21 protein-coding genes and 2 tRNA genes are annotated in these 24,943 nt (G+C 45.1%); 4 read left to right on the plus strand and 19 right to left on the minus strand.

Annotated elements, in window-relative coordinates; translation table 11 throughout:
- Positions 1–121 precede the first annotated feature (121 nt).
- From L1D60_RS11165 to rlmE, 16 genes are all read right to left on the minus strand, one after another.
- Positions 122–529: a MarR family transcriptional regulator gene (locus tag L1D60_RS11165; RefSeq protein ID WP_239841157.1), complete on the minus strand. Its 408-nt coding sequence runs from the start codon at positions 527–529 to the stop codon at positions 122–124.
- Positions 530–670: 141 nt separating this feature from the next.
- Entirely contained in the window at positions 671–1,591 is a 921-nt protein-coding gene (gene nlpI / locus L1D60_RS11170; RefSeq protein WP_239841158.1) for a lipoprotein NlpI, read from the minus strand.
- Between the two features lie 122 nt (positions 1,592–1,713).
- Positions 1,714–3,834 (minus strand): polyribonucleotide nucleotidyltransferase, encoded by a 2,121-nt coding sequence (gene pnp, locus L1D60_RS11175; RefSeq protein WP_239841159.1) that lies wholly within the window; start codon positions 3,832–3,834, stop codon positions 1,714–1,716.
- 363 nt (positions 3,835–4,197) lie between these two features.
- Positions 4,198–4,467: a 30S ribosomal protein S15 gene (gene rpsO, locus L1D60_RS11180; protein ID WP_032551549.1), complete on the minus strand. Its 270-nt coding sequence runs from the start codon at positions 4,465–4,467 to the stop codon at positions 4,198–4,200.
- 207 nt (positions 4,468–4,674) lie between these two features.
- Positions 4,675–5,628 (minus strand): tRNA pseudouridine(55) synthase TruB, encoded by a 954-nt coding sequence (truB, locus tag L1D60_RS11185; RefSeq protein WP_239841160.1) that lies wholly within the window; start codon positions 5,626–5,628, stop codon positions 4,675–4,677.
- Positions 5,628–6,038: a 30S ribosome-binding factor RbfA gene (rbfA, locus tag L1D60_RS11190; protein ID WP_032551547.1), complete on the minus strand. Its 411-nt coding sequence runs from the start codon at positions 6,036–6,038 to the stop codon at positions 5,628–5,630. The genes truB and rbfA overlap by 1 nt, the downstream gene beginning before the upstream one ends.
- 133 nt (positions 6,039–6,171) lie before the next feature.
- A complete protein-coding gene (gene infB, locus L1D60_RS11195) occupies positions 6,172–8,859 on the minus strand; it encodes a translation initiation factor IF-2 (protein ID WP_239841161.1) in 2,688 nt (895 codons plus the stop codon).
- A gap of 22 nt (positions 8,860–8,881) precedes the next feature.
- The gene (nusA, locus tag L1D60_RS11200) at positions 8,882–10,369 is read right to left on the minus strand and encodes a transcription termination factor NusA (RefSeq protein ID WP_239841162.1); all 1,488 of its coding nucleotides are present in this window, start codon (positions 10,367–10,369) and stop codon (positions 8,882–8,884) included.
- Positions 10,370–10,404: 35 nt separating this feature from the next.
- Positions 10,405–10,860: a ribosome maturation factor RimP gene (rimP, locus tag L1D60_RS11205; protein WP_032551544.1), complete on the minus strand. Its 456-nt coding sequence runs from the start codon at positions 10,858–10,860 to the stop codon at positions 10,405–10,407.
- Positions 10,861–11,097: 237 nt separating this feature from the next.
- Positions 11,098–11,174: transfer RNA gene (locus L1D60_RS11210), tRNA-Met, on the minus strand.
- A 54-nt stretch (positions 11,175–11,228) separates the two neighbouring features.
- Positions 11,229–11,312 (minus strand) — tRNA-Leu (locus L1D60_RS11215).
- Positions 11,313–11,327: 15 nt separating this feature from the next.
- Positions 11,328–11,660: a preprotein translocase subunit SecG gene (gene secG, locus L1D60_RS11220; protein ID WP_032551755.1), complete on the minus strand. Its 333-nt coding sequence runs from the start codon at positions 11,658–11,660 to the stop codon at positions 11,328–11,330.
- Positions 11,661–11,957: 297 nt separating this feature from the next.
- Positions 11,958–13,298 (minus strand): phosphoglucosamine mutase, encoded by a 1,341-nt coding sequence (gene glmM / locus L1D60_RS11225; protein WP_239841163.1) that lies wholly within the window; start codon positions 13,296–13,298, stop codon positions 11,958–11,960.
- A 31-nt stretch (positions 13,299–13,329) separates the two neighbouring features.
- On the minus strand, positions 13,330–14,160 hold the full coding sequence (folP, locus tag L1D60_RS11230) for a dihydropteroate synthase (protein ID WP_239841164.1): 831 nt from the start codon (positions 14,158–14,160) through the stop codon (positions 13,330–13,332).
- 83 nt (positions 14,161–14,243) lie between these two features.
- Positions 14,244–16,193, minus strand: coding sequence for an ATP-dependent zinc metalloprotease FtsH (gene ftsH / locus L1D60_RS11235; RefSeq protein ID WP_032551540.1), 1,950 nt, complete (start codon positions 16,191–16,193; stop codon positions 14,244–14,246).
- Between the two features lie 106 nt (positions 16,194–16,299).
- Positions 16,300–16,929 (minus strand): 23S rRNA (uridine(2552)-2'-O)-methyltransferase RlmE, encoded by a 630-nt coding sequence (rlmE, locus tag L1D60_RS11240; RefSeq protein ID WP_032551539.1) that lies wholly within the window; start codon positions 16,927–16,929, stop codon positions 16,300–16,302.
- Positions 16,930–17,043: 114 nt separating this feature from the next.
- On the opposite strand from rlmE, the gene yhbY reads away from it, so the two are divergent.
- On the plus strand, positions 17,044–17,340 hold the full coding sequence (gene yhbY / locus L1D60_RS11245; protein WP_032551538.1) for a ribosome assembly RNA-binding protein YhbY: 297 nt from the start codon (positions 17,044–17,046) through the stop codon (positions 17,338–17,340).
- Positions 17,341–17,456: 116 nt separating this feature from the next.
- Here the strand turns inward: yhbY and greA are convergent, their stop codons facing one another.
- Positions 17,457–17,930, minus strand: coding sequence for a transcription elongation factor GreA (gene greA / locus L1D60_RS11250; protein ID WP_032551537.1), 474 nt, complete (start codon positions 17,928–17,930; stop codon positions 17,457–17,459).
- 517 nt (positions 17,931–18,447) lie between these two features.
- On the opposite strand from greA, the gene L1D60_RS11255 reads away from it, so the two are divergent.
- Positions 18,448–19,476 carry a porin gene (locus L1D60_RS11255; protein WP_239841165.1) on the plus strand — a complete coding sequence of 343 codons (1,029 nt, stop codon included), beginning with the start codon at positions 18,448–18,450 and terminating at the stop codon, positions 19,474–19,476.
- Positions 19,477–19,587: 111 nt separating this feature from the next.
- On the plus strand, positions 19,588–20,994 hold the full coding sequence (dacB, locus tag L1D60_RS11260; RefSeq protein ID WP_239841166.1) for a serine-type D-Ala-D-Ala carboxypeptidase: 1,407 nt from the start codon (positions 19,588–19,590) through the stop codon (positions 20,992–20,994).
- Between the two features lie 78 nt (positions 20,995–21,072).
- Here the strand turns inward: dacB and L1D60_RS11265 are convergent, their stop codons facing one another.
- Together L1D60_RS11265 and tyrS are read right to left on the minus strand one after the other, a co-directional pair.
- Entirely contained in the window at positions 21,073–21,918 is an 846-nt protein-coding gene (locus L1D60_RS11265) for a magnesium transporter (RefSeq protein WP_239841167.1), read from the minus strand.
- A gap of 406 nt (positions 21,919–22,324) precedes the next feature.
- A complete protein-coding gene (tyrS, locus tag L1D60_RS11270) occupies positions 22,325–23,512 on the minus strand; it encodes a tyrosine--tRNA ligase (RefSeq protein ID WP_239841168.1) in 1,188 nt (395 codons plus the stop codon).
- Between the two features lie 129 nt (positions 23,513–23,641).
- Between tyrS and L1D60_RS11275 the strand changes: the two genes are divergently transcribed.
- The gene (locus tag L1D60_RS11275; protein WP_239841169.1) at positions 23,642–24,931 is read left to right on the plus strand and encodes a peptidoglycan DD-metalloendopeptidase family protein; all 1,290 of its coding nucleotides are present in this window, start codon (positions 23,642–23,644) and stop codon (positions 24,929–24,931) included.
- Positions 24,932–24,943 lie beyond the last annotated feature (12 nt).

Here is a 24,943-nt window from a genome sequence, read left to right on the forward strand (position 1 = left end):
CTCTTACTTTCTGCTGTTATCTCACTACGATTAAGTGAGTGATGATGTTTCTGTTGTCCTTGAAACCTGCGCTCATCCTGCCTACAACTTAGTTAATCACGCTAACTAAATGTTCAAATTTTTACTTTAGAGCTTTATTCAACAATAGGTTCAATTGCTCTATCTCTTGCTCAGTTAACTGGTTCTCTAATGTCTTTGCCATGACCTGATAGATCTTGCTCTCTTCCTCTAAACCCGTTTCAGCTTTCGTTGTCAACACAACCAATTTAGAGCGTGCATCTTCAGGGCTCGGACGTCGCTCGACTAACCCTTTTCGCTCTAAGCGCTGAACCATAGTGGTTGCCGAAGGTTTAGTCACTTGCATCTCTTCCGCGAGATCCGTTAATCGAATGGGCTCTTTGGCTGCCTCTATGACCTTAAGGTAGTCATACTCATTAAAACTAAGCTGACCAATAGGATCCTCTTTCGACTGCGTTCGCCATATTTTCGACGCAAATCGTTCGATCTTTTCTAGGTTCTCATTCAACACAATTCTTCAAACAACCAATATTTAATTAGCAAGGCTAACTATTTTAATCTGAGTTGTTTAAATTGCAATCAGAAAAAGTGTGCCACATAAAAAAAGCCGCTCATCAGAGCGGCTTGATTGTGATCTATTTTGAGGACTGATTTAGTTCTCTTCGGCTTTGGCTTGGTCTAGCTTAGCTTGAGCAAGTCGCTCTTCCTTAAGGTCCATAAAGATTCGACCAAGTTCAAGGAAAGAGTAACGGTGCTCAACATACTCATAAACATTGAACGAGACGGCGAGCTTATAAAGCGAGATCGCATTCGCGTAGTCACCGCGCAGATGATAACGCTTGCCTAAGTAGAAGTAGGTCTCCGTTAAGCGCTGTGCCAACAAGGTGTTATCACGCGTGCCACTCAAGATCGCTTTGAATGCCTGCTCTTCTGAAATCTCGTCGAGCATAATCGCAACCAGTACCCAACCCCACTGCTCATCACGGTCTTGGTAGCGTGATTGCAGATCTTTTAGCGCCTGTTCTGGTGTTAGCTCACTCTGAATGATGTAAAGCCATAAAGCACGGAACGGATCACTTGGGTCATCGTTATAGTGCTTAAGCATCTCTTCACTCGACAGCTCATAGCGCTCACCATAGTAAAGCGCAATAGCACGGTTACGCTCTGCGTATGAGTTGCTTGGATCAAGCTCAAGTGTTGAATCGAAAGACTCATAAGCGGCATCAAATTCACCCACTTGGGTAAAGTAGACACCTAATAGGTTAAAGATGTCTGGTTGTGCTGGATTCAAAGACAAAGACTGATTGAAATCGAGTCGAGCAAGATCGCGCAAACCAACACTATCGTAATAGTTACCACGTTCAAAAAGCATCTTAGCGCGAACATCATCACCAAGGTCAGGTCTTTGTAACAACTGAGATAAACGAGCTATCTGAACTTCTTGCTGCACACTCGGCTGCAATGGAACAGCCATTGGAGGATAGACCCAGCGCGGAGCTGAAGTGTCCATTGTCGATGCACAACCTGTTAAAACAAGCAGCAGAGACAGACTCGCGGTTTGAAACCATTTCACAAATACTTACTCCTGTTATGACCGCAATAAAAAAGGGAGCGATATGCTCCCTTTATAACATGCTTTGTTAATGATGGGTTAGAAATCACTAAAAAGCGATAGTTCCATCATTTTACTGAGAATTACTCAGCAGCAGGTGCTTCGCCTTCAGCTGGCGTTTCAACTGCTTCTTTCATGCTTAGACGTACACGGCCTTGACGGTCGATTTCAAGAACCTTAACAGGTACTTCTTGACCTTCAGTTAGGTAGTCAGACACTTTCTCAACGCGCTTGTCAGCAATTTGAGAGATGTGTACTAGACCATCTTTACCAGGAAGGATAGTAACGAATGCACCGAAGTCTGCTAGACGAGCAACTTTACCTTGGTAGATGCGGCCAACTTCAACTTCTGCAGTGATCTCTTCGATACGACGGATAGCTTCTTTAGCAGCAGCACCTTCAGTCGCAGCGATCTTGATTGTACCGTCGTCGTCGATTTCGATAGTTGTACCTGTCTCTTCAGTTAGAGCACGGATAACTGCACCACCTTTACCGATAACGTCTTTGATCTTCTCTGCGCTGATCTTCATTGTGTGAATACGCGGAGCGAACTCAGAGATATCTTCACGAGCACCAGAGATAGCTTCATCCATTACAGATAGGATGTGCTTACGTGCACCTTGCGCTTGGTTAAGAGCAATTTGCATGATCTCTTTAGTGATACCTTCGATCTTGATGTCCATTTGAAGTGCAGTGATACCAGTGTTAGTACCTGCTACTTTAAAGTCCATGTCGCCTAGGTGGTCTTCGTCACCAAGGATGTCAGAAAGAACAACAAAGTCGTCGCCTTCTTTAACAAGACCCATTGCGATACCCGCAACAGAAGACTTGATTGGAACACCAGCATCCATAAGAGCTAGAGACGTACCACATACAGAAGCCATTGAAGAAGAACCGTTAGATTCTGTGATTTCTGATACTACACGTACTGTGTATGGGAACTCGTCTACAGATGGCATTACTGCTGCAATACCACGCTTAGCTAGTTTACCGTGGCCGATTTCACGACGCTTAGGAGAACCTACAAAACCAGTTTCGCCTACACAGTATGGAGGGAAGTTGTAGTGTAGTAGGAAGTGATCTTTACGCTCACCAGTTAGCTCGTCGATGATTTGAGCATCACGCTGTGTGCCAAGAGTAGCAGTAACGATAGCTTGAGTTTCACCACGAGTGAATAGTGAAGAACCGTGAGTACGTGGAAGAACACCAGTGCGTACGTCTAGCGCACGAACCATGTCTTTTTCACGACCGTCGATACGTGGGTTACCAGCGATGATGCTGCGACGTACAACTGTTTTCTCTAGATCGTGGAAGATAGAGTGAGCTTCTTTTAGGTTCACTTCTTCGTTTTCAGAAACTAGCACTTCGTTAACTTCTGCTGCGATCTCATGGATTCGGTCGTAGCGAGTCATTTTTTCAGTGATTTGGTAAGCTTCAACCAGTTTAGCTTCTGCTAGCTCAGCGATACGAGTCGTTAGAGCCGTGTTCTCTTCTGGAGCAACCCAATCCCATGCAGGTGTTGCAACTTCAGCTGCAAACTCGTTGATCGCGTTGATCACAACTTGCTGTTGTTCGTGACCGAATACAACTGCTGATAGCATCTCTTCTTCTGTTAGGTTGTCTGCTTCAGACTCAACCATAAGAACAGCGCCTTCAGTACCAGAAACAACAAGGTCAAGCTTAGATGTTTCTAGCTCAGTGTTGCTTGGGTTCAGTACTAGTTGACCATCGATGTGACCAACACGTGCTGCACCGATTGGACCGTTGAACGGAATACCAGAGATAGCAAGTGCTGCAGAAGTACCGATCATTGTTACCATGTCAGGCTGAACGTCTGGGTTTACAGACATTACTGTAGCGATAACTTGAACTTCGTTTTTGAATGCGTCTGGGAAAAGCGGACGGATTGGACGGTCGATAAGACGAGCCGTTAGTGTTTCGCCTTCAGAAGGACGACCTTCACGCTTGAAGAAGCCACCAGGGATTTTACCTGCAGCGTAGGTACGCTCTTGGTAGTTTACTGTTAGTGGGAAGAAGTCTTGACCTTCAACCGCTTCTTTTTTACCTACAACAGAAACGAATACTGACGTATCGTCCATTGTTACCATTACTGCAGCAGTAGCTTGACGTGCAATAACACCTGTTTCTAGAGTTACGGTGTGGTTACCGTACTGAAACGTTTTTACAACTGGTTTCTCAAACATTGTATTTCCTTCATCTAAAGATTGCTCTCTAGAATAAGTGAATGGGTACTCCGCAATGACTAATCGCGACTAGTAAAAAGAGACGAAAAAGAACTACGTTCTACGCTCATCTGTTTTTAATAGTCGCGACCTATTGGCCGACATCTGTGACTGTCATTGTTGAGTAAAATGAAGTGCCAGAGTTTCATAGAATTACTGGCGTGCAAGAGTATAAACTATTTTTCTGACAAGAGACATTTTCAGAGCCAAAAAACGAGTTTACAGCACACATAACGGGCACTTTTCTCTGCATAGTGACGATATTTTAGATATAAAAAAAGCCTCAGCAATTGCTGAGGCTCTTTCATCAAATTCGAGATTTGATTAGCGACGTAGACCTAGACGCTTGATAAGCTCTTGGTAACGACCAAGATCTTTACCTTTTAGGTAGTCTAGAAGCTTACGACGGCTAGAAACCATACGTAGAAGACCACGACGGCTGTGGTGATCGCCTTTGTGAGCTTTGAAGTGACCTTGTAGGTGGTTGATAGAAGCAGTAAGTAGAGCTACTTGTACTTCTGGTGAACCTGTGTCGCCTTCAGAGCGCGCGTATTCTGCAACGATTGCTGCTTTAGTTTCTGCATTCAGAGACATAATTCTCTCCTGATAAGAGTAGTTTGATATTTGTAGCAGCCAATCTCTGATTCAGCCGCTACGCGAGCCGTGGATTATAGGGAAGTTTGCCTAGTGGCGCAATAACAATCTATCGTGATCTCACTGAACGAAAAACAAAAAAGCAGAAGTCCTATGTTGGGCTCCTGCTTTTCATGTCATATCAGCAAAGATTGCCTTCAATCTTAATTATGCTTGAGGCTCTTCTTCGCGGAAAACCACCAAGCGTTTCGGTGCAACGCGACCATCGTTATCGATCTGAGCAACACCCACAAACAGCTTCTCTTCACCGCTTGTCATACGCACTGTACCCTCTGCTGGCGCACCAGCAACTTGTACAGGCATACCGTGCTGAACTAAATCGGTCAACTCTGCATTCAGGTTTACTTCTGGCAGGTCTTCTACCGCTGTGTCCATTGGCATCAGCAGTGGATCAAGCAGCTCTTTCGGCGCAATGTCTTGCTGTTGAGCTTGCTCTAGGATCTCGTTCAGTTGCTCTAGCGTTACCATTCGTTCGTATGGGTACTTTGCAACGCCCGTACGACGCAGCATCGTCACGTGCGCACCACAACCTAGCATCTCTCCCAGATCGTCAGTGATGGTTCGGATGTAAGTGCCTTTTGAACAGTGCACTTCCATCTCCACTTCATTACCCTCAAAGCGCAGAAGATCGATAGAGTAAACCGTGATCTTACGAGATTCACGCGGTACTTCGATGCCAGCACGCGCGTATTCATACAAAGGCTTACCTTGGTATTTTAACGCCGAGAACATTGATGGAACCTGGTCAGTTTCACCTTTGAAGCTTTCAATGCAGCGCTCAAGCTGTTCACGAGTCACATTCACTTCGCGAGTTTCAACCACTTCACCATCAGAGTCAGAAGTGTTGGTACGCTCACCGAGCTTCGCGATCACAACGTAGCGCTTGTCAGAATCTAATAGAAACTGAGAAAACTTGGTTGCTTCACCCAAACAGATTGGCAGCATGCCTGTCGCAAGAGGATCCAAAGCACCGGTGTGCCCTGCTTTCTCTGCAAAGTAAATACGCTTTACTTTTTGCAGTGCGTCATTCGATGAGATGCCAGTCGGCTTATCTAATAAAATAACCCCGTTAATCGGGCGACCTTTACGACGGCGAGCCATTACTCTTCACCTTCCGATGTTGACTCATCACGGCCAGCAGCTTGCTGCTTACGCTTGTCTTCGCTTACCACTTCAGACACTAGGTTAGACATACGCATACCTTCAACCAAAGTGTTGTCGTAAGTGAAACGAATTTCTGGAGTTAGACGTAGGCGGATACGCTTACCTAACATCATGCGTAGTTGAGGTTCGTGCTCTTTCAGTGCCGCTAGGCTCGACTCAGGTGTTTGCTCACCAACGCATAGGAAAGTAACGAATACTTTTGCGTAAGCAAGGTCACGAGAAACCTCTACATCAGAGATGGTTACCATACCAATACGTGAGTCACGAACTTCACGTTGCAGCATGATTGCTAGCTCTTTTTGTAGTTGCTGAGACACGCGCTGCGTGCGGCTAAATTCTTTTGACATTTTCTTTTCTCACTTAGAAAGATGGGGGGCTTGGTAATAACCAGCCCCCCATGGTGTATTCAACAACCGATTACCACTTACCTATATCAGTAATGTTAGTAACCTTAGTCAATATGTCGAGTCAGCGGACTGATTAGTCTAGAGTACGCTTAACTTCAACGATTTCGAATACTTCGATTTGGTCACCAACGCGAACATCATTGTAGTTCTTAACGCCGATACCACACTCGTAGCCATTCTTAACTTCTTGTACGTCATCTTTAAAGCGACGTAGTGACTCTAGTTCACCTTCGTAGATAACAACGTTATCGCGTAGTACGCGGATTGGGTTGTTACGCTTGATTGTACCTTCAGTAACCATACAACCTGCGATTGCACCAAGCTTAGGCGACTTAAATACGTCACGTACTTGAGCAAGACCGATGATTTCTTGTTTGAATTCAGGAGCAAGCATACCGCCCATCGCCTGTTTCACTTCGTCGATCAGTTGGTAAATGATTGAGTAGTAACGTAGATCTAGGTTTTCGTTCTCAACAGTACGACGAGCTGTCGCGTCTGCACGAACGTTGAAGCCAAGGATGATAGCGTTAGATGCTGCTGCAAGTACTGCATCAGTTTCTGTGATACCACCAACACCAGAACCTACGATGTTCACTTTAACTTCGTCTGTAGACAGTTTCAGTAGAGAATCAGCGATTGCTTCTACAGAACCTTGTACGTCAGCCTTAAGAACAACGTTAAGCTCAGCAACTTCACCAGCAGCCATGTTAGAGAACATGTTCTCTAGTTTCGCTTTCTGTTGACGCGCTAGTTTCACATCACGGAATTTACCTTGACGGTAGTTCGCTACTTCACGTGCTTTACGCTCGTCACGTACAACTGTTGCTTCATCACCAGATGCTGGTACACCAGAAAGACCTAGGATCTCTACTGGGATAGATGGGCCTGCAGATGTAACTTCTTGACCGTTCTCATCGCGCATTGCACGAACACGGCCGTACTCTTGACCACAAAGAACGATGTCGCCTTTGTTTAGAGTACCAGACTGAACAAGAACAGTAGCTACTGGACCACGGCCTTTATCTAGACGAGATTCTACAACCACACCTGATGCCATGCCTTCTTCTACTGCTGTCAGTTCTAGAACTTCAGATTGTAGAAGGATTGTCTCTAGAAGACCGTCGATGTTAGTACCTTGTTTCGCAGAGATGTGAACGAACATGTTCTCACCGCCCCACTCTTCAGGGATAACGTCGTACTGTGCCAGTTCGTTCTTAACGTTGTCTGGGTTAGCGTCTTCTTTATCGATCTTGTTTACAGCAACGATTAGCGGTACTTCAGCTGCTTTCGCGTGCTGAATCGCTTCGATCGTTTGTGGCATTACGCCATCGTCTGCTGCTACTACTAGAACAACGATATCTGTCGCTTGAGCACCACGAGCACGCATAGCTGTAAATGCCGCGTGTCCAGGAGTATCAAGGAAAGTGATCATGCCGTTGTCAGTTTCAACGTGGTATGCACCGATGTGCTGCGTGATACCGCCCGCTTCGCCTGAAGCAACGTGAGCTTTACGGATGTAGTCAAGTGTTGACGTTTTACCGTGATCAACGTGGCCCATGATAGTTACAACAGGAGCACGTGGAACAGCTTCAGCGTTGTTGTCACGGTCGTTTAGTACCGCTTCTTCTAGCTCGTTCTCTTTACGTAGGATTACCTTGTGACCCATCTCTTCAGCAACAAGTTGTGCTGTCTCTTGGTCGATCACTTGGTTGATAGTCGCCATTGCGCCCATCTTCATCATTACTTTGATAACTTCAGTTGCTTTAACGGCCATTTTGCTAGCCAGTTCAGAAACAACGATAGTTTCGCCGATAACAACGTCAGCTTTTGCTACAGATGCTGTCTTATCGAAGCCCTGTTGCATTGAAGTTGGTTTAGCAAGTTTGCCTTTAGCACCACGACCACGTTGGTTACGACCACCACGGTTGTTAGTAGCTTGCTTGTCAGCTGGCTTCTTCTTACGACGGCGAGGCGCCTTCTCTTCTTTCTGGTCAGCAGCATCTTCCGCTTCACGAGCGTATGTAGAAGTTGTCACATGGTAGTCCGCAGACTTCTCTTGCTCTTTCTTCTTCTGCTCTTCTTCAGACCAGCGCGCTTCGTTCTCTTCTGCTAGTTTACGTGCTTCTTCAACTAGCTTCGCCGCTTCAGCTTCAGCTTTACGCTGTGCTTCTTGCTCTTGACGAGCTTTTAGTTCATCCGCTTCTTTTTTCGCTTGTGCGTTAGCGTCTGCATTTTTTGCATTCATGTCTTTTTTAGCCTTATCAGCTTGTGCGCGTTTTGCTTTTTCTTCAGCTTCACGTTTTGCGTCCGCTTCACGTTTTGCCTTCTCTTCAGCTTCGCGCTGTGCTTTCTCTGCAGCTTCACGTTTCGCTTGCTCTTCAGCTTCACGACGTGCTTTCTCTTCAGCTTCACGCTTCGCTGCTTCCTCAGCTTCACGTTTCGCTTCATCTTCAATAGCGCTGCGCTTCACGTAAGTACGCTTCTTGCGTACTTCTACTTGAACATCCTTACTCTTACCGCCTCCAGCGGCAACACTTAGCGTGCTGCGGGTCTTGCGTTGAAGAGTTAAACGAGTCGGTTCTGCTTCACCAGATGTATCACCATGCTCTTTCTTAAGATGCGTTAGTAATGCTTGTTTTTCTGAATCAGTAACTTGATCCGACCCTGTTTTCTTCATGCCTGCATCAGCAAGTTGTTCAATTAAGCGGTCAACTGGCGTACCAATCTCTTCACTCAGTGCTTTAACTGTTAATTGTGTCATACCGCTTTCTCTCCTTGCTGAATTATTCTTCGTCGCCGAACCAACAGATGTTACGCGCAGCCATGATTAGCTCGCCCGCACGCTCTGCAGTTAGGTCTTCAATGCCTTCTAGTTCATCAACGCCTTGGTCAGCTAGGTCTTCTAGTGTTGCTACACCTTTTGCTGCCAGTTTGTACGCCATTTCGCGCTCTAGGCCTTCAAGTGCTAGAAGGTCTTCTGCTGGCTCAACACCGTCAAATGTCTCTTCTTTCGCTAGTGCTAGCGTTGTTAGAGCATCTTTAGCACGGCTACGTAGCTCTTCTACGATGTCTTCGTCTAGGCCATCAATTTCTAGAAGTTCGTTTACTGGAACGTAAGCGACTTCTTCTAGCGTAGAGAAACCTTCTTCAACAAGCATTTGTGCGAAGTCTTCTTCGATATCTAGGTGCTTCATGAAGTTCTCAATAGAAGCTACTGCTTCTTCTTGGTGTTTCTTCTGAAGATCTTCAACTGTCATTACGTTCAGTTCCCAACCAGTCAGTTGAGACGCTAGACGTACGTTTTGACCGCTACGGCCGATAGCTTGTGCTAGGTTGTCTGCTTCAACAGCGATGTCCATTGAGTGTGCATCTTCATCAACGATGATAGAAGCAACGTCTGCTGGAGCCATTGCGTTGATAACAAATTGTGCTGGATTATCATCCCAAAGCACGATATCGATACGCTCACCGCCAAGTTCGCTTGATACCGCTTGTACACGTGCACCACGCATACCAACACACGCACCTACTGGGTCAATGCGCTTGTCGTTTGTTTTCACAGCGATTTTAGCACGAGAACCTGCGTCACGTGCAGCACCTTTTAGTTCAATCAGCTCTTCACCGATCTCAGGTACTTCTACACGGAATAGCTCAGCAAGCATCTCTGGCTTAGAACGAGTGATAAACAGTTGGAAACCACGCGCTTCAGGTGCAACTTTGTAAAGAAGACCACGTACACGGTCGCCTGGACGGAAGTTTTCACGAGGAAGTTGGTCATCACGCAGAATAACCGCTTCAGCGTTGTTACCTAGGTCTAGGATGATAGTGTCGCGGTTAACTTTCTTAACTACGCCAGTTACTAGCTCGCCTTCGTTGTCGATGAACTGCTCAACGATTTGTGCGCGCTCAGCTTCACGTACTTTTTGTACGATAACTTGCTTAGCTGTTTGAGTCGTAATACGGTCAAACGTTACAGACTCGATCTCGTCTTCGATGAAGCCGCCAAGTTCGATTGTTTCGTCTTCGAATTGTGCTGCTTCTAGAGAGATCTCTTTTGTTGGATGCTCAACTTCTTCAACAGCTTCCCAACGACGGAAAGTTTCGAAATCACCAGTTTTACGGTCGATCTCTACACGAACTTCGATCTCGAATTCGCTTTTCTTTTTCGTTGCTGTAGCAAGCGCGATTTCAAGCGCTTCAAAAATACGCTCACGAGGAACTGCTTTCTCGTTAGAAACAGCTTCTACTACCGCCAAAATTTCTTTGTTCATTAATCTAGCCTCTTAAGCTCTTCTCTCAGGGAGAACTAAAATTTAGGGATCAGGTTCGCTTTTGAAATATTGCTAAGGGCGAATTCTTCTTGTTGCCCTTCAACCAATACTGTTACGGTTTCGCCTTCAATAGATTGGATATCACCCTTCCATTTACGACGGTTGCCGACAGCCATTTTCAAAACGATGCTCACCTCGTGACCAATAAATTGTTGGTAATGCTCTGCTTTGAACAGTGGTCTTTCTAAACCTGGTGAAGACACTTCAAGGTTATAAGCCACTGAAATTGGATCTTCAACGTCCATTACGGCACTTACTTGGTGACTTACTTCTGCACAGTCATCCACATTGATACCGTTTGGTGAATCGATGTAAATACGTAGCGTTGAGTGCTCACCCGCACGAATAAATTCTAATCCAACTAACTCATAACCTGATGCTGCTACTGGAGCTTCAAGCATTTCAGTAAGTTGTCTTTCTAAACCAGTCATTTAACCACTCCAGAAACAAAAAAAGGGCTCAAAGCCCAATTTAAATTCCAAGCAAACATTATCTATTAGCATTTACAAATGCTTAGATAACAAAAAACCCCGTATAAGCCGGGGTTTTTGTTGCTGGACCCTTATATACTAAGCGCCTTCATAAAATGAGTTACCGCACTTAGTTCACAGTGAGGTTCACACTGTGCAAACTTGCTACCAATTAAGACTAAATATAGCACTTAAAATTGGTTGCGGGAGCCGGATTTGAACCGACGACCTTCGGGTTATGAGCCCGACGAGCTACCAAGCTGCTCCATCCCGCGTCCGACTTGCGAGCATTATACGCCCAACAAGATGTTTTACAAGTTTGTAAATAATGGTGCCGAGAGAGGGACTCGAACCCTCACACCATAGGCACCAGCACCTCATGCTGGCGTGTCTACCAATTTCACCATCTCGGCATCAATTCTTTCAGATTATTGTGGAATTTCGTCGCCTTGCGCCGGAACTTCACTCACTGCATCTTCAGCTTGTTGGATAACTTGACCCTGTGTAGGATCCACCCATTGTGACTCAGTCTTATGTGTAGACATATTACCAAGCACTAAGCTAAGGATAAAAAATGTAGTTGCAAAAATTGCAGTCATTCGGGTTAGGAAATTTCCTGAGCCACTAGCACCAAACACAGTGTTTGAAGCGCCAGCACCGAAAGAGGCTCCCATATCTGCGCCTTTACCTTGTTGAATTAACACTAGGCCAATTACACCAAGCGCTGCCAACAGGTAAATCACAAGTAGAACTGTAAACATTTTTCCACCTATGTTCCAAATTGTTGAGCCAGCGCCGTTAAGTATTGACATAAAATCATGTTATACAGAACAAGGCTAGCGACCTCCTTACTGAAGGCCGAGCAATACTAGCGAATGCGACGTACGCTGACAAGCGGAATTTACCAAAAAATAAGCCTTTGACTAACGAACGCTCAAAAAAAGGGCAAAACGCAATAAAACCTACTCTAAAGAGAGGTAAAGCGTCGCCCTTTTTACAGTTTTCGTTATTTAGCTACTTCGTTATGTAACTATTTTCGTTAATTAACGAAAGGTAATTTAGCAGCTTGCTTTCACTGCTTCGGCAATTTTAAGTGCTGAGTTCTGTACCAGTTCAGCATCTTCACCTTCTACCATTACACGCAATAGAGGCTCAGTACCCGATTTACGTAGCAACACACGGCCTTTCTCACCAAGCTCTGCTTCAACTTCGGCAACAGACAGCTTAACTGCATCAGCTTCTAATGGGTTCGAGTCACCGCTAAAACGCACGTTCTCAAGTACTTGAGGGTAAAGAGTCATACCTTGAGACAGCTCATTCAATGACATTTCGCTACCAACAACCGACGCCAATACTTGAAGCGCTGCAACAATAGCATCACCGGTAGTGACTTTATCTAGCAGGATCACGTGACCTGAGTTTTCAGCACCAATCTTCCAACCTTTAGCAAGAAGCTGCTCCATCACATAACGGTCACCAACCGCAGCACGAACAAATGGGATGCCTAGTTGTTTCAGGCCATTTTCCATACCTAGGTTAGTCATAAGTGTACCGACTACACCGCCTTTTAGTTCACCACGACGCAGTGCATCACGCGCAATGATGTAGGCAATTTGGTCACCATCTACTTTGTTGCCTAGCTCGTCAACCATGATGATGCGGTCGCCGTCACCATCAAATGCCAGACCCAGATCCGCTTTCTCTTCAACCACTCGAGCTTGCAGAGCACGTACATCTGTTGCGCCAACTTCATGGTTGATGTTAGTACCATTTGGCTCGACGCCCATAGCAATAACTTCAGCACCTAACTCGCTGAATACCGCAGGTGCAATGTGGTAAGTTGCGCCATGTGCACAGTCAACTACGATTTTCTTACCCGCAAGGCTAAGCTCTGATGGGAAAGTGCTCTTACAAAATTCGATGTAACGACCCGCCGCATCGTTCAGGCGTGTCGCTTTACCAAGCTCTGCTGATTCCACGCACTCGATGTCTTTGTCCAACTCAGCTTCAATCGCCAGTTCGATATCGTCAGGCAGTTTTGTACCCTCTGAAGAGAAGAACTTGATGCCGTTATCGTAGTAAGGGTTGTGAGAAGCAGAGATAACAATACCTGCTTCAGCACGGAAAGTTTGCGTTAAGTACGCAACGGCTGGTGTTGGCATAGGACCAGTAAAAGTCGCTTTCAAACCTGCTGCAGCTAAGCCTGCTTCTAGTGCTGATTCCAACATGTAACCAGAGATACGCGTATCTTTACCAATGATTACTTTCTTTGTGCCTTGTTTTGCAAGTACACGACCCGCAGCCCAGCCAAGCTTTAGAACAAAATCCGGTGTGATTGGGTATTGACCAACCTTACCGCGTACACCATCTGTACCAAAGTAACGTCTTTTATTAGACATGTTGTTTTCCTTAATTATATTTCTATCTTTTTTAATGATTGTTATTCATCATTTTAATAATTTGCATTGCTTCCAATGTATCTTCTACATCGTGAACTCGAATGATCTGAGCCCCTTTCATGGCGGCAATCGTAGCACAAGTTACGCTTCCAACCATACAATCGGCTGGTTTCTTGTCCAATAGCTTAAAGATCATTGATTTGCGAGACATCCCAGCGAGCAGTGGCAAACCGAGCGTATGGAACTTATCCAGGTGCGCCAGTAGCTGATAATTGTGTTCAAGCGTCTTACCAAAACCGAACCCTGGGTCCAAAATCAACTTATCTTTCGATATCCCAGCAGCTTCACAGGTTGCAATACGCTCTTGAAGAAAATCAGAGACGTCTTGCAGTAGATCATCATAGGTTGGGTTGGTCTGCATCGTGCGCGGTTGTCCTTGCATATGCATTAAACAGATCGGCACGCCCGCTTCGGCTGCCACTTCAAGTGCGCCCGGCTCTTGTAATGCACGTACATCATTGATCAGATCAGCACCTGCAGCGACAGCTTGTCGCATAACTTCAGCTTTGCTGGTATCAATAGAGATCCAAACATCGTGACGAGCACGAATGGCTTTAATCGCAGGAATGACTCGTTCAAGCTCTTCCTCAAGCGTGACATCCGGTGCGCCTGGACGCGTCGACTCTCCACCAATATCAATAATAGAAACACCAGCGTCTATCATTTTTTCGGCTTGAGCCAATGCGTTATCAAGAGAGTTATATTTGCCGCCATCAGAAAAAGAATCTGGTGTGACATTGAGAATACCCATCACGTGTGGACGGTCGAGAGTAAGCGTTTTTTGATTGGCTGTTAAATTCATGAATTCCATTCTTCGCAGGTCATTAGCCTAAAAACAGAAAAACCCTGAGCGAGTACTCAGGGTTTTTATTAACGATGTCTAGATTAAGAATCTTTGTTCGCGCTATCTTCAGAGTCCGTTTTCGCTTCTTCAGCTTTCACTTCTTCTTTAGCTTCTGGTTTTGCTTCCGCTTTTGGCTCTTCCTTCGCAGGCTCAGCCTTTACTTGGTCGCCCCAACCAGCAGGCTCACGAATCGTATCTTTACGATCCATTAGGTCATCAATCTGACCCGCATCGATCGTTTCGTACTTCATAAGCGCATCTTTCATCGCGTGCATGATATCCATGTTCTCTTCAAGGATCTTCTGCGCGCGAGCGTAGTTACGGTCAATCAGGATACGAATTTCTTCATCGATAAGCTTAGTGGTGTCATCAGATACGTGTTTCGTCTGACTTACACTGCGGCCTAAGAATACTTCGCCTTCTTCTTCTGCATAAAGAAGAGGACCTAGCTTCTCTGAGAAGCCCCATTGAGTCACCATCTTACGAGCAATGTCAGTTGCGCGTTCAATATCGTTAGAAGCACCCGTCGATACTTTGTCTTTACCGTAGATAAGTTCTTCAGCAAGACGGCCACCGTACAAGCTAGAGATCATCGATTCTAGATGTTGACGAGACATGCTTACACGATCTTGCTCAGGTAGGTACATAGTCACACCAAGCGCACGACCACGTGGAATGATAGATACCTTGTACACTGGATCATGTTCAGGTACTAGACGACCAACAATCGCGTGACCCGCTTCGTGGTATGCGGTTGACTCTTTCGTCTCTTCCGACATAACCATAGAGCGACGTTCTGCACCCATCATGATTTTGTCTTTCGCTAGTTCAAACTCAACCATAGATACGTTGCGTTTGTTGCCACGAGCAGCGAACAGCGCCGCTTCGTTAACTAAGTTAGCTAAGTCAGCACCAGAGAAACCTGGAGTACCACGAGCAATTAGAGAAGGCTCTACGTCACCTGCTAGAGGCACTTTACGCATGTGAACCTTAAGAATCTGTTCACGACCACGTACATCCGGTAGGCCAACCACAACTTGACGGTCGAAACGACCAGGACGAAGTAGCGCAGGGTCAAGTACGTCTGGACGGTTAGTCGCAGCGATAACAATAATACCTTCGTTACCTTCGAAGCCATCCATCTCTACAAGCATTTGGTTCAATGTTTGCTCACGTTCATCGTGACCACCACCAACACCTGCGCCACGCTGACGACCTACAGCATCGATTTCATCGATGAAGATGATACAAGGTGCCGCTTTCTTCGCTTGTTCGAACATGTCACGCACACGAGATGCACCAACACCAACAAACATTTCAACGAAGTCAGAACCAGAAATAGTAAAGAATGGTACCTTCGCTTCACCAGCAATCGCTTTTGCGAGTAGCGTTTTACCTGTACCCGGTGGACCTACAAGTAGGATACCCGTTGGGATCTTACCACCTAGTTTTTGGAATCGGCTTGGGTCACGTAGGTAGTCTACTAGCTCTTTCACGTCTTCTTTTGCTTCGTCACAACCAGCAACATCAGCAAACAACGTTTTGATCTGCTCTTCGCTCATCATACGAGCTTTGCTCTTACCGAAAGACATTGCGCCTTTACCGCCACCACCGCCTTGCATTTGACGCATGAAGAAAATCCACACACCAATCAGTAAGATCATTGGGAACCAAGAGATGAAGATAGTACCAAGCAGGCTCTGCTCTTCAGGTGGTGTACCTTGAACTTTTACATTTTGATTAATTAAGTCATCAAGTAGCTTCTGGTCATAAACAGGCATGTACGTAACGTACTTAGCACCACCGCCACGACGCGTAAAGGTGATCTCGCTGTTATTGAACTGCGCCTCTTGAATCTGGCCTTGGCCAACTTCCTGTACAAACGTGGTGTAATCTACTGCTCTGCCGTTACTTTCACCAGGGCCAAAGCTCTGGAATACCGACATCAACACTACAGCAATAACAAGCCACAGAATTAAATTTTTTGCCATGTCACTCAAGGTGTCAGCCTCGCGATAACTAATTGTAATTAAAGGTAGGGTACTACAGTTTGTAACCTGTAGCTATATTGTTAACGCACACTATTTAAGAGAATCGTTAACCTTTGTAACCAGTGGCTACAATAAACACTTCACGGGAACGAGCTCGCGAAGAATCGGGTTTTCTCACTTTTACCGTTTTAAACATCTCACGGACGTCTTTAACGTATTGATCGAACCCTTCGCCTTGGAATACTTTAACAACAAAACTACCATTGGTAGCTAGAACTTGTCGACACATATCCAACGCTAATTCAACTAAATACATAGCTCTCGGTTGATCTACAGAGTTGTTGCCTGCGATATTCGGAGCCATATCAGACATTACTACGTCCACCATGTCCGGTTGGATCCTATCTAATAAAGCTTCTAGTACTGCATCCTCTCTGAAATCACCTTGCAAGAAGCTCACACCTGCGATTGGGTCCATAGGTAATAAGTCACATGCAATGATTTGACCACTGTCACCTACAATCTTAGCAGCATATTGAGACCACCCGCCAGGCGCCGCCCCTAAATCGACAACAGTCATGCCCGGAGACAGCAATTTGTCTTTAGTTTGAATCTCTTCCATTTTGAAGTAAGCACGTGAACGGTAGCCTTTCTTACGGGCTTCATTCGCGTATTTGTCGTCGAAGTGTTCCTTCAACCAACGGCCTGAACTGGCCGAATGTTTCTGTTTGCTCATTGGGTACCTAAATTGGAGGAAAGTACTAATTGCTGAATAAATTATAGTCTTCAGCTTTAGATGGCGTTAAAATAGGTTTTTTCAACCCTAATAGTAAAGAAAATTGGCCGCGTAATGAACCTAAGTACCAAACAAAAGCAGCATCTAAAGGGCCTAGCTCACAGTTTAAAACCTGTTGTGCTAATGGGCGCAAATGGACTTACTGAAGCTGTTCTAGCGGAAATCGAAATCGCTCTAGACCACCACGAACTGATCAAGATTAAAGTTGCATCAGAAGACCGTGAAACTAAACAGCTGATTATCGACGCCATCGTACGTGAGACTAAAGCAGAAAAAGTACAAACTATCGGTAAAGTGCTTGTGCTATTCCGCCAGTCTGAAGAGCGTAAAATCGAGATTCCACGTAAGTAAGCTTAGACTATCAGAGACAATCTCAAATATCAGAGATAACCTCGTTGTTTAATCACTACGTGAGAAAAGAAAAAGGTCGCAATCGCGACCTTTTTTGCTATCTAGAGACTAATAAATTAGATGTACTCTACTTTATCAATTTCAAAATCTTTCTCGCCACCTGGCGTTGAAATCATTACTTCGTCGCCTTCCATCTTACCGATAAGACCACGAGCGATTGGTGACTTCACAGAGATACGGCCAGTTTTGATGTCCGCTTCATCTTCAGAAACGATTTGGTAGCGAACTTCTTCGTCTGTATCTACGTCGATTAGCGTTACAGTCGTACCGAAGATAATCTTACCTGTGTTTTCCATCTGTGTAACATCGATAATCTGAGCCACAGATAGCTTGTATTCGATATCACGAATCTGCGCTTCACAGATACCCTGCTCTTCACGAGCAGCGTGGTATTCCGCATTCTCTTTTAAGTCACCCAGTTCACGAGCTTCACCGATCGCTGCTGAGATGATTGGACGCTGTTTTAGTAAGCGCTCTAATTCTTCACGTAGCTGCTGTGCGCCACGTACTGTCATTGGAACCTTTTCCATTTTCTACCTCTATGCTGAAAGTTTTCTTCAGCCAAAATAAAGCCACCCAACCTCTTTGGTTGGGTAGTTAGAACAAAACGATTTGGCTTAGTGTAAACAAACTTAGTGGCTAAATCACCTTTATTCAGCGTTGTATTACAAAACCGCTATCTAGGTCTAAATTACACACATCACAAAAATGAATATTAACTCCGCAATCAATAAGTCTTGAAATAAAAACCTAAAAAAAACAAAAACAAGCAAAAAGCCAAGTTTACGGTTAAAAATAAAAAACAAATTAAAACATGAAGTTAAAATATAAAAACAGCAATAAAACACTGTTCATTATTTTTATTGATATCATTTTACTAACTTGCGGCGGAACTTTAAGGGTAAAAAGTACCCCACGGATTGCTCTGGCAAGTTTCTCGCTTATGTTCTAAGCCTGATTATGAAGCTTGATTAATACGAGCAATACAAAAAAGGATTCAAATCCTTTGATAACAACCTTTATGGACAGTAATTAGGAATTAATAACATGAACAAGACTATGATCGCGCTTGCTGTATCAGCTGCAGCTCTTGCAACTGGTGCTAACGCTTCTGAGCTATACAACCAAGACGGTACTTCTCTAGAAATGGGCGGCCGTGCTGAAGCTCGTCTATCTATGCAAGATGGTAAAGTTGAAGACAAATCTCGTGTACGTCTTAACTTCCTAGGTAAAGTTGAAATCCAAGACGGCCTATACGGTGTTGGTTTCTACGAAGGCGAATTCACTACTGCAGACAACGGCGGTGCTACAGACAGCAACAGCGACAGCCTAACAAACCGTTACGTATACGCTGGTCTAGGCGGTAACTTCGGTGAAGTAACTTACGGTAAAAACGACGGTGCACTAGGCGTAATCACAGACTTCACAGATATCATGGCTTACCACGGTAACTCTGCGGCTGACAAAATCAATGCAGCAGACCGTGCAGACAACATGCTATCTTACAAAGGCGAATTCCAAGCTCTAAGCGTAAAAGCAAGCTACCGTTTCGCTGACCGTTCTGAAAACAACAACGGTGAGTTAGTTGACAACGGTAAAGACGGCTACTCTCTATCTGGTATCTACGCAATCGGCGAGACTGGCGTTAAAGTAGGTGCAGGTTTTGCAGACCAGGATAAGAGCAACGAATACATGCTTTCTGGTTCATACACTATGGGCGACCTATACTTCGCTGGTGTATTCACAGACGGTGAGAAAGATTACACTGCAGGTTCTGGTGACTACAGCAACGCAGGCTTCAACGGTGTAGAAGACTACACAGGTTACGAGCTAGCGGCAGCTTACACTATGGGTCAAACTGTATTCACAACTACGTACAACAACGCTGAAACTGGTGGTGACACTTCTGCAGACAACATCGCTGTAGACGCAACTTACTACTTCAAGCCTAACTTCCGTGGTTACGTATCGTACAACTTCAACCTACTAAGCGCTGGCGACAAGCAAGGTACTTCAACTATCTCTAAAGCAGATGCTGAAGACGAGCTAGCTCTAGGTCTACGTTACGACTTCTAATTCTGATTATCTAATTGATTAATTAGTTAATTTCGAATCAAAACGCCCGCTGACTAGCGGGCGTTTTTTATATCTGTATACTGAGATTATCGTCCACGACTCAGCACACTTATGCGCCTACTGTCTTCTTTGCTGGCTATCAGCTTCGTTTGTTCTGCCTACGCTTATGCGCCACTAGATAAACTCCCTGATGGCAGCTCTAGCAGCCTAATCTTAGAGTCTTTAAGTAATAATAGCGCTCAACTCAGTACCAATACTCAAGGCTACTACCCACCCGCAAGCACACTCAAGCTAGTAACAGCGCTGGCCGCTAAGTTAGAACTCGGTGATAAGTTTCATTACACCACCAGCATTGTTCAATCAGAAAAAGACGCAATTATCCAGTTCAGTGGCGATCCAACACTGCAACGCGAAGACTTGAAGAAACTGTTGAATCAATACGCCAAGAAGCAGAACAAAACCATTCAAGGCAACCTTTACTTAGATAATTCAGCCTTTACTGGCTATCAACGCGCTGTTGGTTGGCCGTGGGACATTCTTGGCGTCTGCTATAGCGCACCATCAACAGCTATCACACTAGACAGCAATTGCGCGCAAGCGTCTATCTACACGCAAGACAATGGCAAGACACGAGTTTACATTCCTGTTCACTATCCTGTGGTTGTTTCAACTATTGCAGATACTGTGACTAAATCCGGCCAAAAAGCTATGCAGTGCGAGTTAGAGCTACTGACTACACCAGACAATCACTACCAGCTATCTGGATGCTTGGTCGAACGCAAGAAGCCACTACCACTTAAGTTTGCGATTCAAAACCCGGAGCTTTATACCCAAGAAGTGACACAATCACTGCTCAAAGAATCAGGGATAACGGTCAAAGGCGAAATTATCATTGGAGCTAAGCCTTCATCCAAACAAATTAAAACAGTCGCAAGCCACCAATCACAGAAGCTGCCTGCTCTGCTCGCTACCATGCTTAAGAAATCAGATAACCTGATTGCTGATAACCTGACTAAGACTCTTGGTTCCAAGTTTTACGTGCAACCGGGCAGCTTTAATAACGGTACAGAAGCGATAAAACAGATCCTGCTAACCAAAGCAGGTATCGACTTATCACGAGCACACCTAGCGGATGGCTCTGGACTCTCTCGCAACAATCGAATGACGTCGCATAGTATGGCTGAGGTACTGCGTTACATATGGCAGAACGATGCTGAGCTACAGCTTATCAAAGCGATGCCAACTTCTGGGGTCGATGGTACGCTGCGTTACCGCCAGAGTATGCGCAAAGCACCTATCAAAGAGAACATCATAGCCAAGAGTGGTTCCGTGTATGGGAGTTATAATATGGCAGGTTATGGTCTTGATAAATCGGGCAAACCTAACTCACTGTTTGTTCAATTTGTACGTGACTACTTCCCAAATAAACCAGACCAAGATAAGCCGATAGAAGCGCCAATCGTCACCTTCGAGAAGGCGTTTTATCGTGATGTGATTGAGTTTAGCCAAAATAAGTAGAGACAAAAACGGCGCAGTAAGTAAACACTTACCGCGCCGTTTTCTTGATACCAATGTCGGCCGAATTTATCTGCAGGCTCAAGCTATACCGAGAAAAGCATTCACCACTGTAAAGTAGATCCACATACCAGAAATATCGACGATAGAGGCAAGAACTGGGCTAACAAGTACCGCTGGATCCAGTTTGAACAGACGCGCAACAATCGGTAAACCACCGCCAAGTACTGTCGAAATCGTCACCTGAATAAACAGTGCCACCGCAATCGCAAAGGCGATCATGTTAATGTCATAGCCACCTGTGGTTTGATTCTCGCTAAATAGCAAGATACGTCCAACCATCACGACAGCAATCGCTCCCGCTAAGCAGATAGCCACTCTGAATTCTTTCCAAATTACGCTCAACCACTGGCGCTTTTTGAGCTCGCCAGTTGCCAAGGCTCGAATCACCAGTGTTGCTGCTTGTGTGCCCGTGTTTCCGCCAGCAGCAGCAATTACTGGCATATAAATAGCGAGTAGCACCAACTGACTGAGAATATCCTCATACTGAGCGATAATCAGGCCAGAGACGATGCCTAACAGCGCCAAGGCAATAATCCAGCCAATGCGTTGCCTAACATGGCTCATCACCCCAGTCGTCAAATAGCCCTGTTGAGGCTCAACTTCAGAATAAATAAGACCTAATTGGTGAGCTAAGTGACGAGAGCGTTTTTCAAAGCCCTGCTCTTCTAACTCACTAAGTAGAGCTTGAATAACACTGAGTGAACACTGACCAAGTACCAAGACTGCGTCTTCCAGTGGCATGCGATTAAGCAAATCGACTTGTTGCTCACGCGTGTACTGTTGAAAGGCACTCGATACTGCCTGAATGTCTCGCTCAGAATATAAAGCTTCAATAGATAAAAAAGTGTTGTTCATTACCGTCATGGCGAATCTCCCGATTGGCAAAGGTAACGACCATCAAAACAAATAGCCTATAGCTGTGTGTACTAAGAGCGTATTAAAGGCATACACCAAAAGCACATAACGATGCTCACCAAAAGTCTAAAGCTACTGATGTGTCTATTTATTAGAATCTAGAGTGTGGAAAAGAATGAAGGGAAACAAAAGATACCCTACCTGAACGGCAGGACAATAGATCAATACCGAGACAGGTTATTCTTCTCCCTTCAAACTAGGAGGATGGTCGGTATTGTTCATAAAAATCTCCAAAATTACTGTCAGTTCGACAGCGCGCATAGTGTAGCAAGGCCGTACAAAATACTTAGTCAAATCCCTGTCAATAAAAAAGGCATCCGTAGATGCCTTTCTAGTAAATCATAGAGATTTAATATTACTTGATAGTAATACGTGCAAACTTACGCTTACCAACTTGGTAAACCGCTGTACCCGCTGCAGGTACGAGTTTGCTATCTTCAATCTTCTCGCCTTCGATCTTAGCAGCACCCTGCTTGATCATACGCATTGCGTCAGAAGTAGAGTTTACAAGACCCGCTTCTTTTAGCACGTTTGCGATTGGTAGACCCGCTTCGAATTCAAATTCCGGCATTTCGTCTGGCACTTGGTTCTTCGCAAAACGGTTAACAAACTCTTGCTCTGCTGCATCAGCATCTGCTTCAGAGTGGAAGCGAGCAATGATCTCTTTCGCTAGAAGAACTTTAACGTCACGTGGGTTTTTACCCGCTTCAACGCCAGCTTTTAACTCAGCCACTTCTTCAAGAGGACGGAAAGACAATAGCTCGTAGTAGCTCCACATTAGATCATCAGAGATAGACATGATCTTACCAAACATCTCGCTTGGAGCTTCACTAATACCGATGTAGTTGTGTGCAGACTTAGACATCTTCTTAACGCCGTCTAGACCAACAAGTAGAGGCATCATTAGTACCGCTTGTGGCTTTTGACCTGCTGCTTTTTGCAGTTCACGACCCATTAGAAGGTTAAACTTCTGGTCAGTACCACCAAGCTCAACGTCGCTCTCTAGTGCTACAGAGTCGTGGCCTTGTAGAAGTGGGTACATGAATTCGTGGATAGCGATTGGTTGACCGCCAGCGTAACGCTTTTTAAAGTCATCACGCTCAAGCATACGAGCAACAGTTTGGTTAGAAGCAAGACGAATCATGCCTTCAGCACCAAGCTCAGATAGCCACTCAGAGTTGAAACGAATTTGTGTTTTCGCTGGATCTAGAATCTTGAATACTTGCTCTTTATAAGTTTCAGCATTCTTTAGGACGTCTTCACGGCTTAGTGGTGGACGCGTTGAGTTCTTACCAGACGGGTCACCAACCATTGCAGTGAAATCACCGATCAGGAATGTCACTTCATGACCAAGCTCTTGGAAAGCACGAAGCTTGTTAAAGATAACCGTATGGCCTAGGTGGATATCTGGTGCTGTTGGATCGGCACCTAGCTTAATACGTAGAGGACGACCCTCTTTCAGTTTTGCAATCAGTTCGTCTTCTGGAATCAGTTCTTCAACGCCACGTTTGATCTCGGCTAGTGCAGCTTCAATACTCGCCATTCTTGTTCACTCCCACAGATTTGGCAAAAATATAATAATTAGACATCTTACTTGAATAGCGATGTATTTTGAAACCAGTTACACTATTCAGTCGTCTATTTTCTTAATATTTACTATACGAACCGGAACATGTTGTCTATTTTTGCACGCCTTCCTATATTGCACCGGGTCTTTATTGCATTTTTCAGTGCCGTAATCTTCGTTGCTCTTTTTCTTCTTCCCGATGTCAGTTCTCTGCGTGACAAAAGTGACTCTCTCGTTATTGGCAAACATTACCCTCTTACTATCAATGCCGCTGCTTTGGTAAGTAATGAAGAGCATGTACCCACAGCGGTGCTTAACTGGGAGAAATACACGGTTCGTTCTGGTGAAAGTACCTCGGTGCTCTTTGAACGTATCGGCCTCTCTTACCGACTACTGATCACTCTGCTCAACACCAATAAAGACATCAACAAACAGCTGTCGAACCTAAAACCGGGTGACGTGTTGCAGTTTGGTTTCGATGAAAACAACGACCTAATTCAGCTCAAAAGACAGCTAAGTGCCTTCGAGAGCTTTAAGATCACCAAATCAGGTGACAGCTACACCTCAAGCTTTGATAAAAAAGAGGTCGCCTACCAATACAACTACGCTGAAGCAGACATCACCTCTAATTTCTGGAATGCGGGTATGAGCGCAGGTTTAACCGCTAACCAAATCATGGAGCTCGCGGGGATATTTGGTTGGGATATCGACTTCGCATTAGACATTCGCAAGAACGACAGCTTTAAGATTCTGTACCAAGAGAAAGTGGTTGAGGGCGAGGTCATTGGTCGCGGTAAGATCACGGCTGCAATTTTCAAAAACCAAGGTGATACCTTTACCGCCATCCTTGATGACAAAACCGGTAACTACTACGACGATCAAGGGCGAGCGATGAAAAAAGCCTTTCTGCGCTCTCCGGTCGACTTTAGACGTGTAACGTCGAACTTCAACCCTCGCCGCAAGCACCCAGTAACAGGTAAAGTGCGCCCACACCGAGGCACAGATTATGCTGCACCAGTGGGTACGCCTATTTGGGCTGCCGGTGACGGTATTGTTCAGAAATCTGGCTACAACCAATTTAACGGTAACTATGTCTTTATCAGGCACAGTAATACTTACCTCACGAAGTACCTGCACCTTAAAAAACGTTTAGTGAAAACAGGTCAGCGAGTTAAACAGGGACAAACTATCGGTACCTTGGGTGGTACAGGTCGTGTTACAGGCCCACACCTTCACTACGAGTTCCTCGTTAATGGCGTACACAAGAACGCTCGAACGGTGAAGCTACCACAATCTAAATCTCTAACGGGCAAAGCTAAGACAACCTTCATTGCGAACTCGAAGCTACGTCTAGAGAAACTAGACCGTTATAGCCAACTACTGGCGACTAACTAGCATATACACTTA

The organism is Vibrio sp. Isolate30 (assembly GCF_022397975.1).
Classification (GTDB): Bacteria; Pseudomonadota; Gammaproteobacteria; order Enterobacterales; family Vibrionaceae; genus Vibrio; species Vibrio fortis.

What these genes read in the sequence shown, in the direction of transcription:
- secG (WP_032551755.1), bottom strand. Translation starts at nt 11,660, where the DNA reads ATGTTTACAGTTCTACTTGTGATTTACCTGTTGGCAGCGCTTGGTGTA.
- rbfA (WP_032551547.1), bottom strand. Translation starts at nt 6,038, where the DNA reads ATGTCAAAAGAATTTAGCCGCACGCAGCGCGTGTCTCAGCAACTACAA.
- tyrS (WP_239841168.1), bottom strand. Translation starts at nt 23,512, where the DNA reads ATGGCGAGTATTGAAGCTGCACTAGCCGAGATCAAACGTGGCGTTGAA.
- rlmE (WP_032551539.1), bottom strand. Translation starts at nt 16,929, where the DNA reads ATGAGCAAACAGAAACATTCGGCCAGTTCAGGCCGTTGGTTGAAGGAA.
- folP (WP_239841164.1), bottom strand. Translation starts at nt 14,160, where the DNA reads ATGAATTTAACAGCCAATCAAAAAACGCTTACTCTCGACCGTCCACAC.
- L1D60_RS11255 (WP_239841165.1), top strand. Translation starts at nt 18,448, where the DNA reads ATGAACAAGACTATGATCGCGCTTGCTGTATCAGCTGCAGCTCTTGCA.
- pnp (WP_239841159.1), bottom strand. Translation starts at nt 3,834, where the DNA reads ATGTTTGAGAAACCAGTTGTAAAAACGTTTCAGTACGGTAACCACACC.
- rpsO (WP_032551549.1), bottom strand. Translation starts at nt 4,467, where the DNA reads ATGTCTCTGAATGCAGAAACTAAAGCAGCAATCGTTGCAGAATACGCG.
- dacB (WP_239841166.1), top strand. Translation starts at nt 19,588, where the DNA reads ATGCGCCTACTGTCTTCTTTGCTGGCTATCAGCTTCGTTTGTTCTGCC.
- nusA (WP_239841162.1), bottom strand. Translation starts at nt 10,369, where the DNA reads ATGAACAAAGAAATTTTGGCGGTAGTAGAAGCTGTTTCTAACGAGAAA.
- rimP (WP_032551544.1), bottom strand. Translation starts at nt 10,860, where the DNA reads ATGACTGGTTTAGAAAGACAACTTACTGAAATGCTTGAAGCTCCAGTA.
- truB (WP_239841160.1), bottom strand. Translation starts at nt 5,628, where the DNA reads ATGGCTCGCCGTCGTAAAGGTCGCCCGATTAACGGGGTTATTTTATTA.
- glmM (WP_239841163.1), bottom strand. Translation starts at nt 13,298, where the DNA reads ATGTCTAATAAAAGACGTTACTTTGGTACAGATGGTGTACGCGGTAAG.
- infB (WP_239841161.1), bottom strand. Translation starts at nt 8,859, where the DNA reads ATGACACAATTAACAGTTAAAGCACTGAGTGAAGAGATTGGTACGCCA.
- L1D60_RS11265 (WP_239841167.1), bottom strand. Translation starts at nt 21,918, where the DNA reads ATGACGGTAATGAACAACACTTTTTTATCTATTGAAGCTTTATATTCT.
- ftsH (WP_032551540.1), bottom strand. Translation starts at nt 16,193, where the DNA reads ATGGCAAAAAATTTAATTCTGTGGCTTGTTATTGCTGTAGTGTTGATG.
- yhbY (WP_032551538.1), top strand. Translation starts at nt 17,044, where the DNA reads ATGAACCTAAGTACCAAACAAAAGCAGCATCTAAAGGGCCTAGCTCAC.
- greA (WP_032551537.1), bottom strand. Translation starts at nt 17,930, where the DNA reads ATGGAAAAGGTTCCAATGACAGTACGTGGCGCACAGCAGCTACGTGAA.
- L1D60_RS11275 (WP_239841169.1), top strand. Translation starts at nt 23,642, where the DNA reads ATGTTGTCTATTTTTGCACGCCTTCCTATATTGCACCGGGTCTTTATT.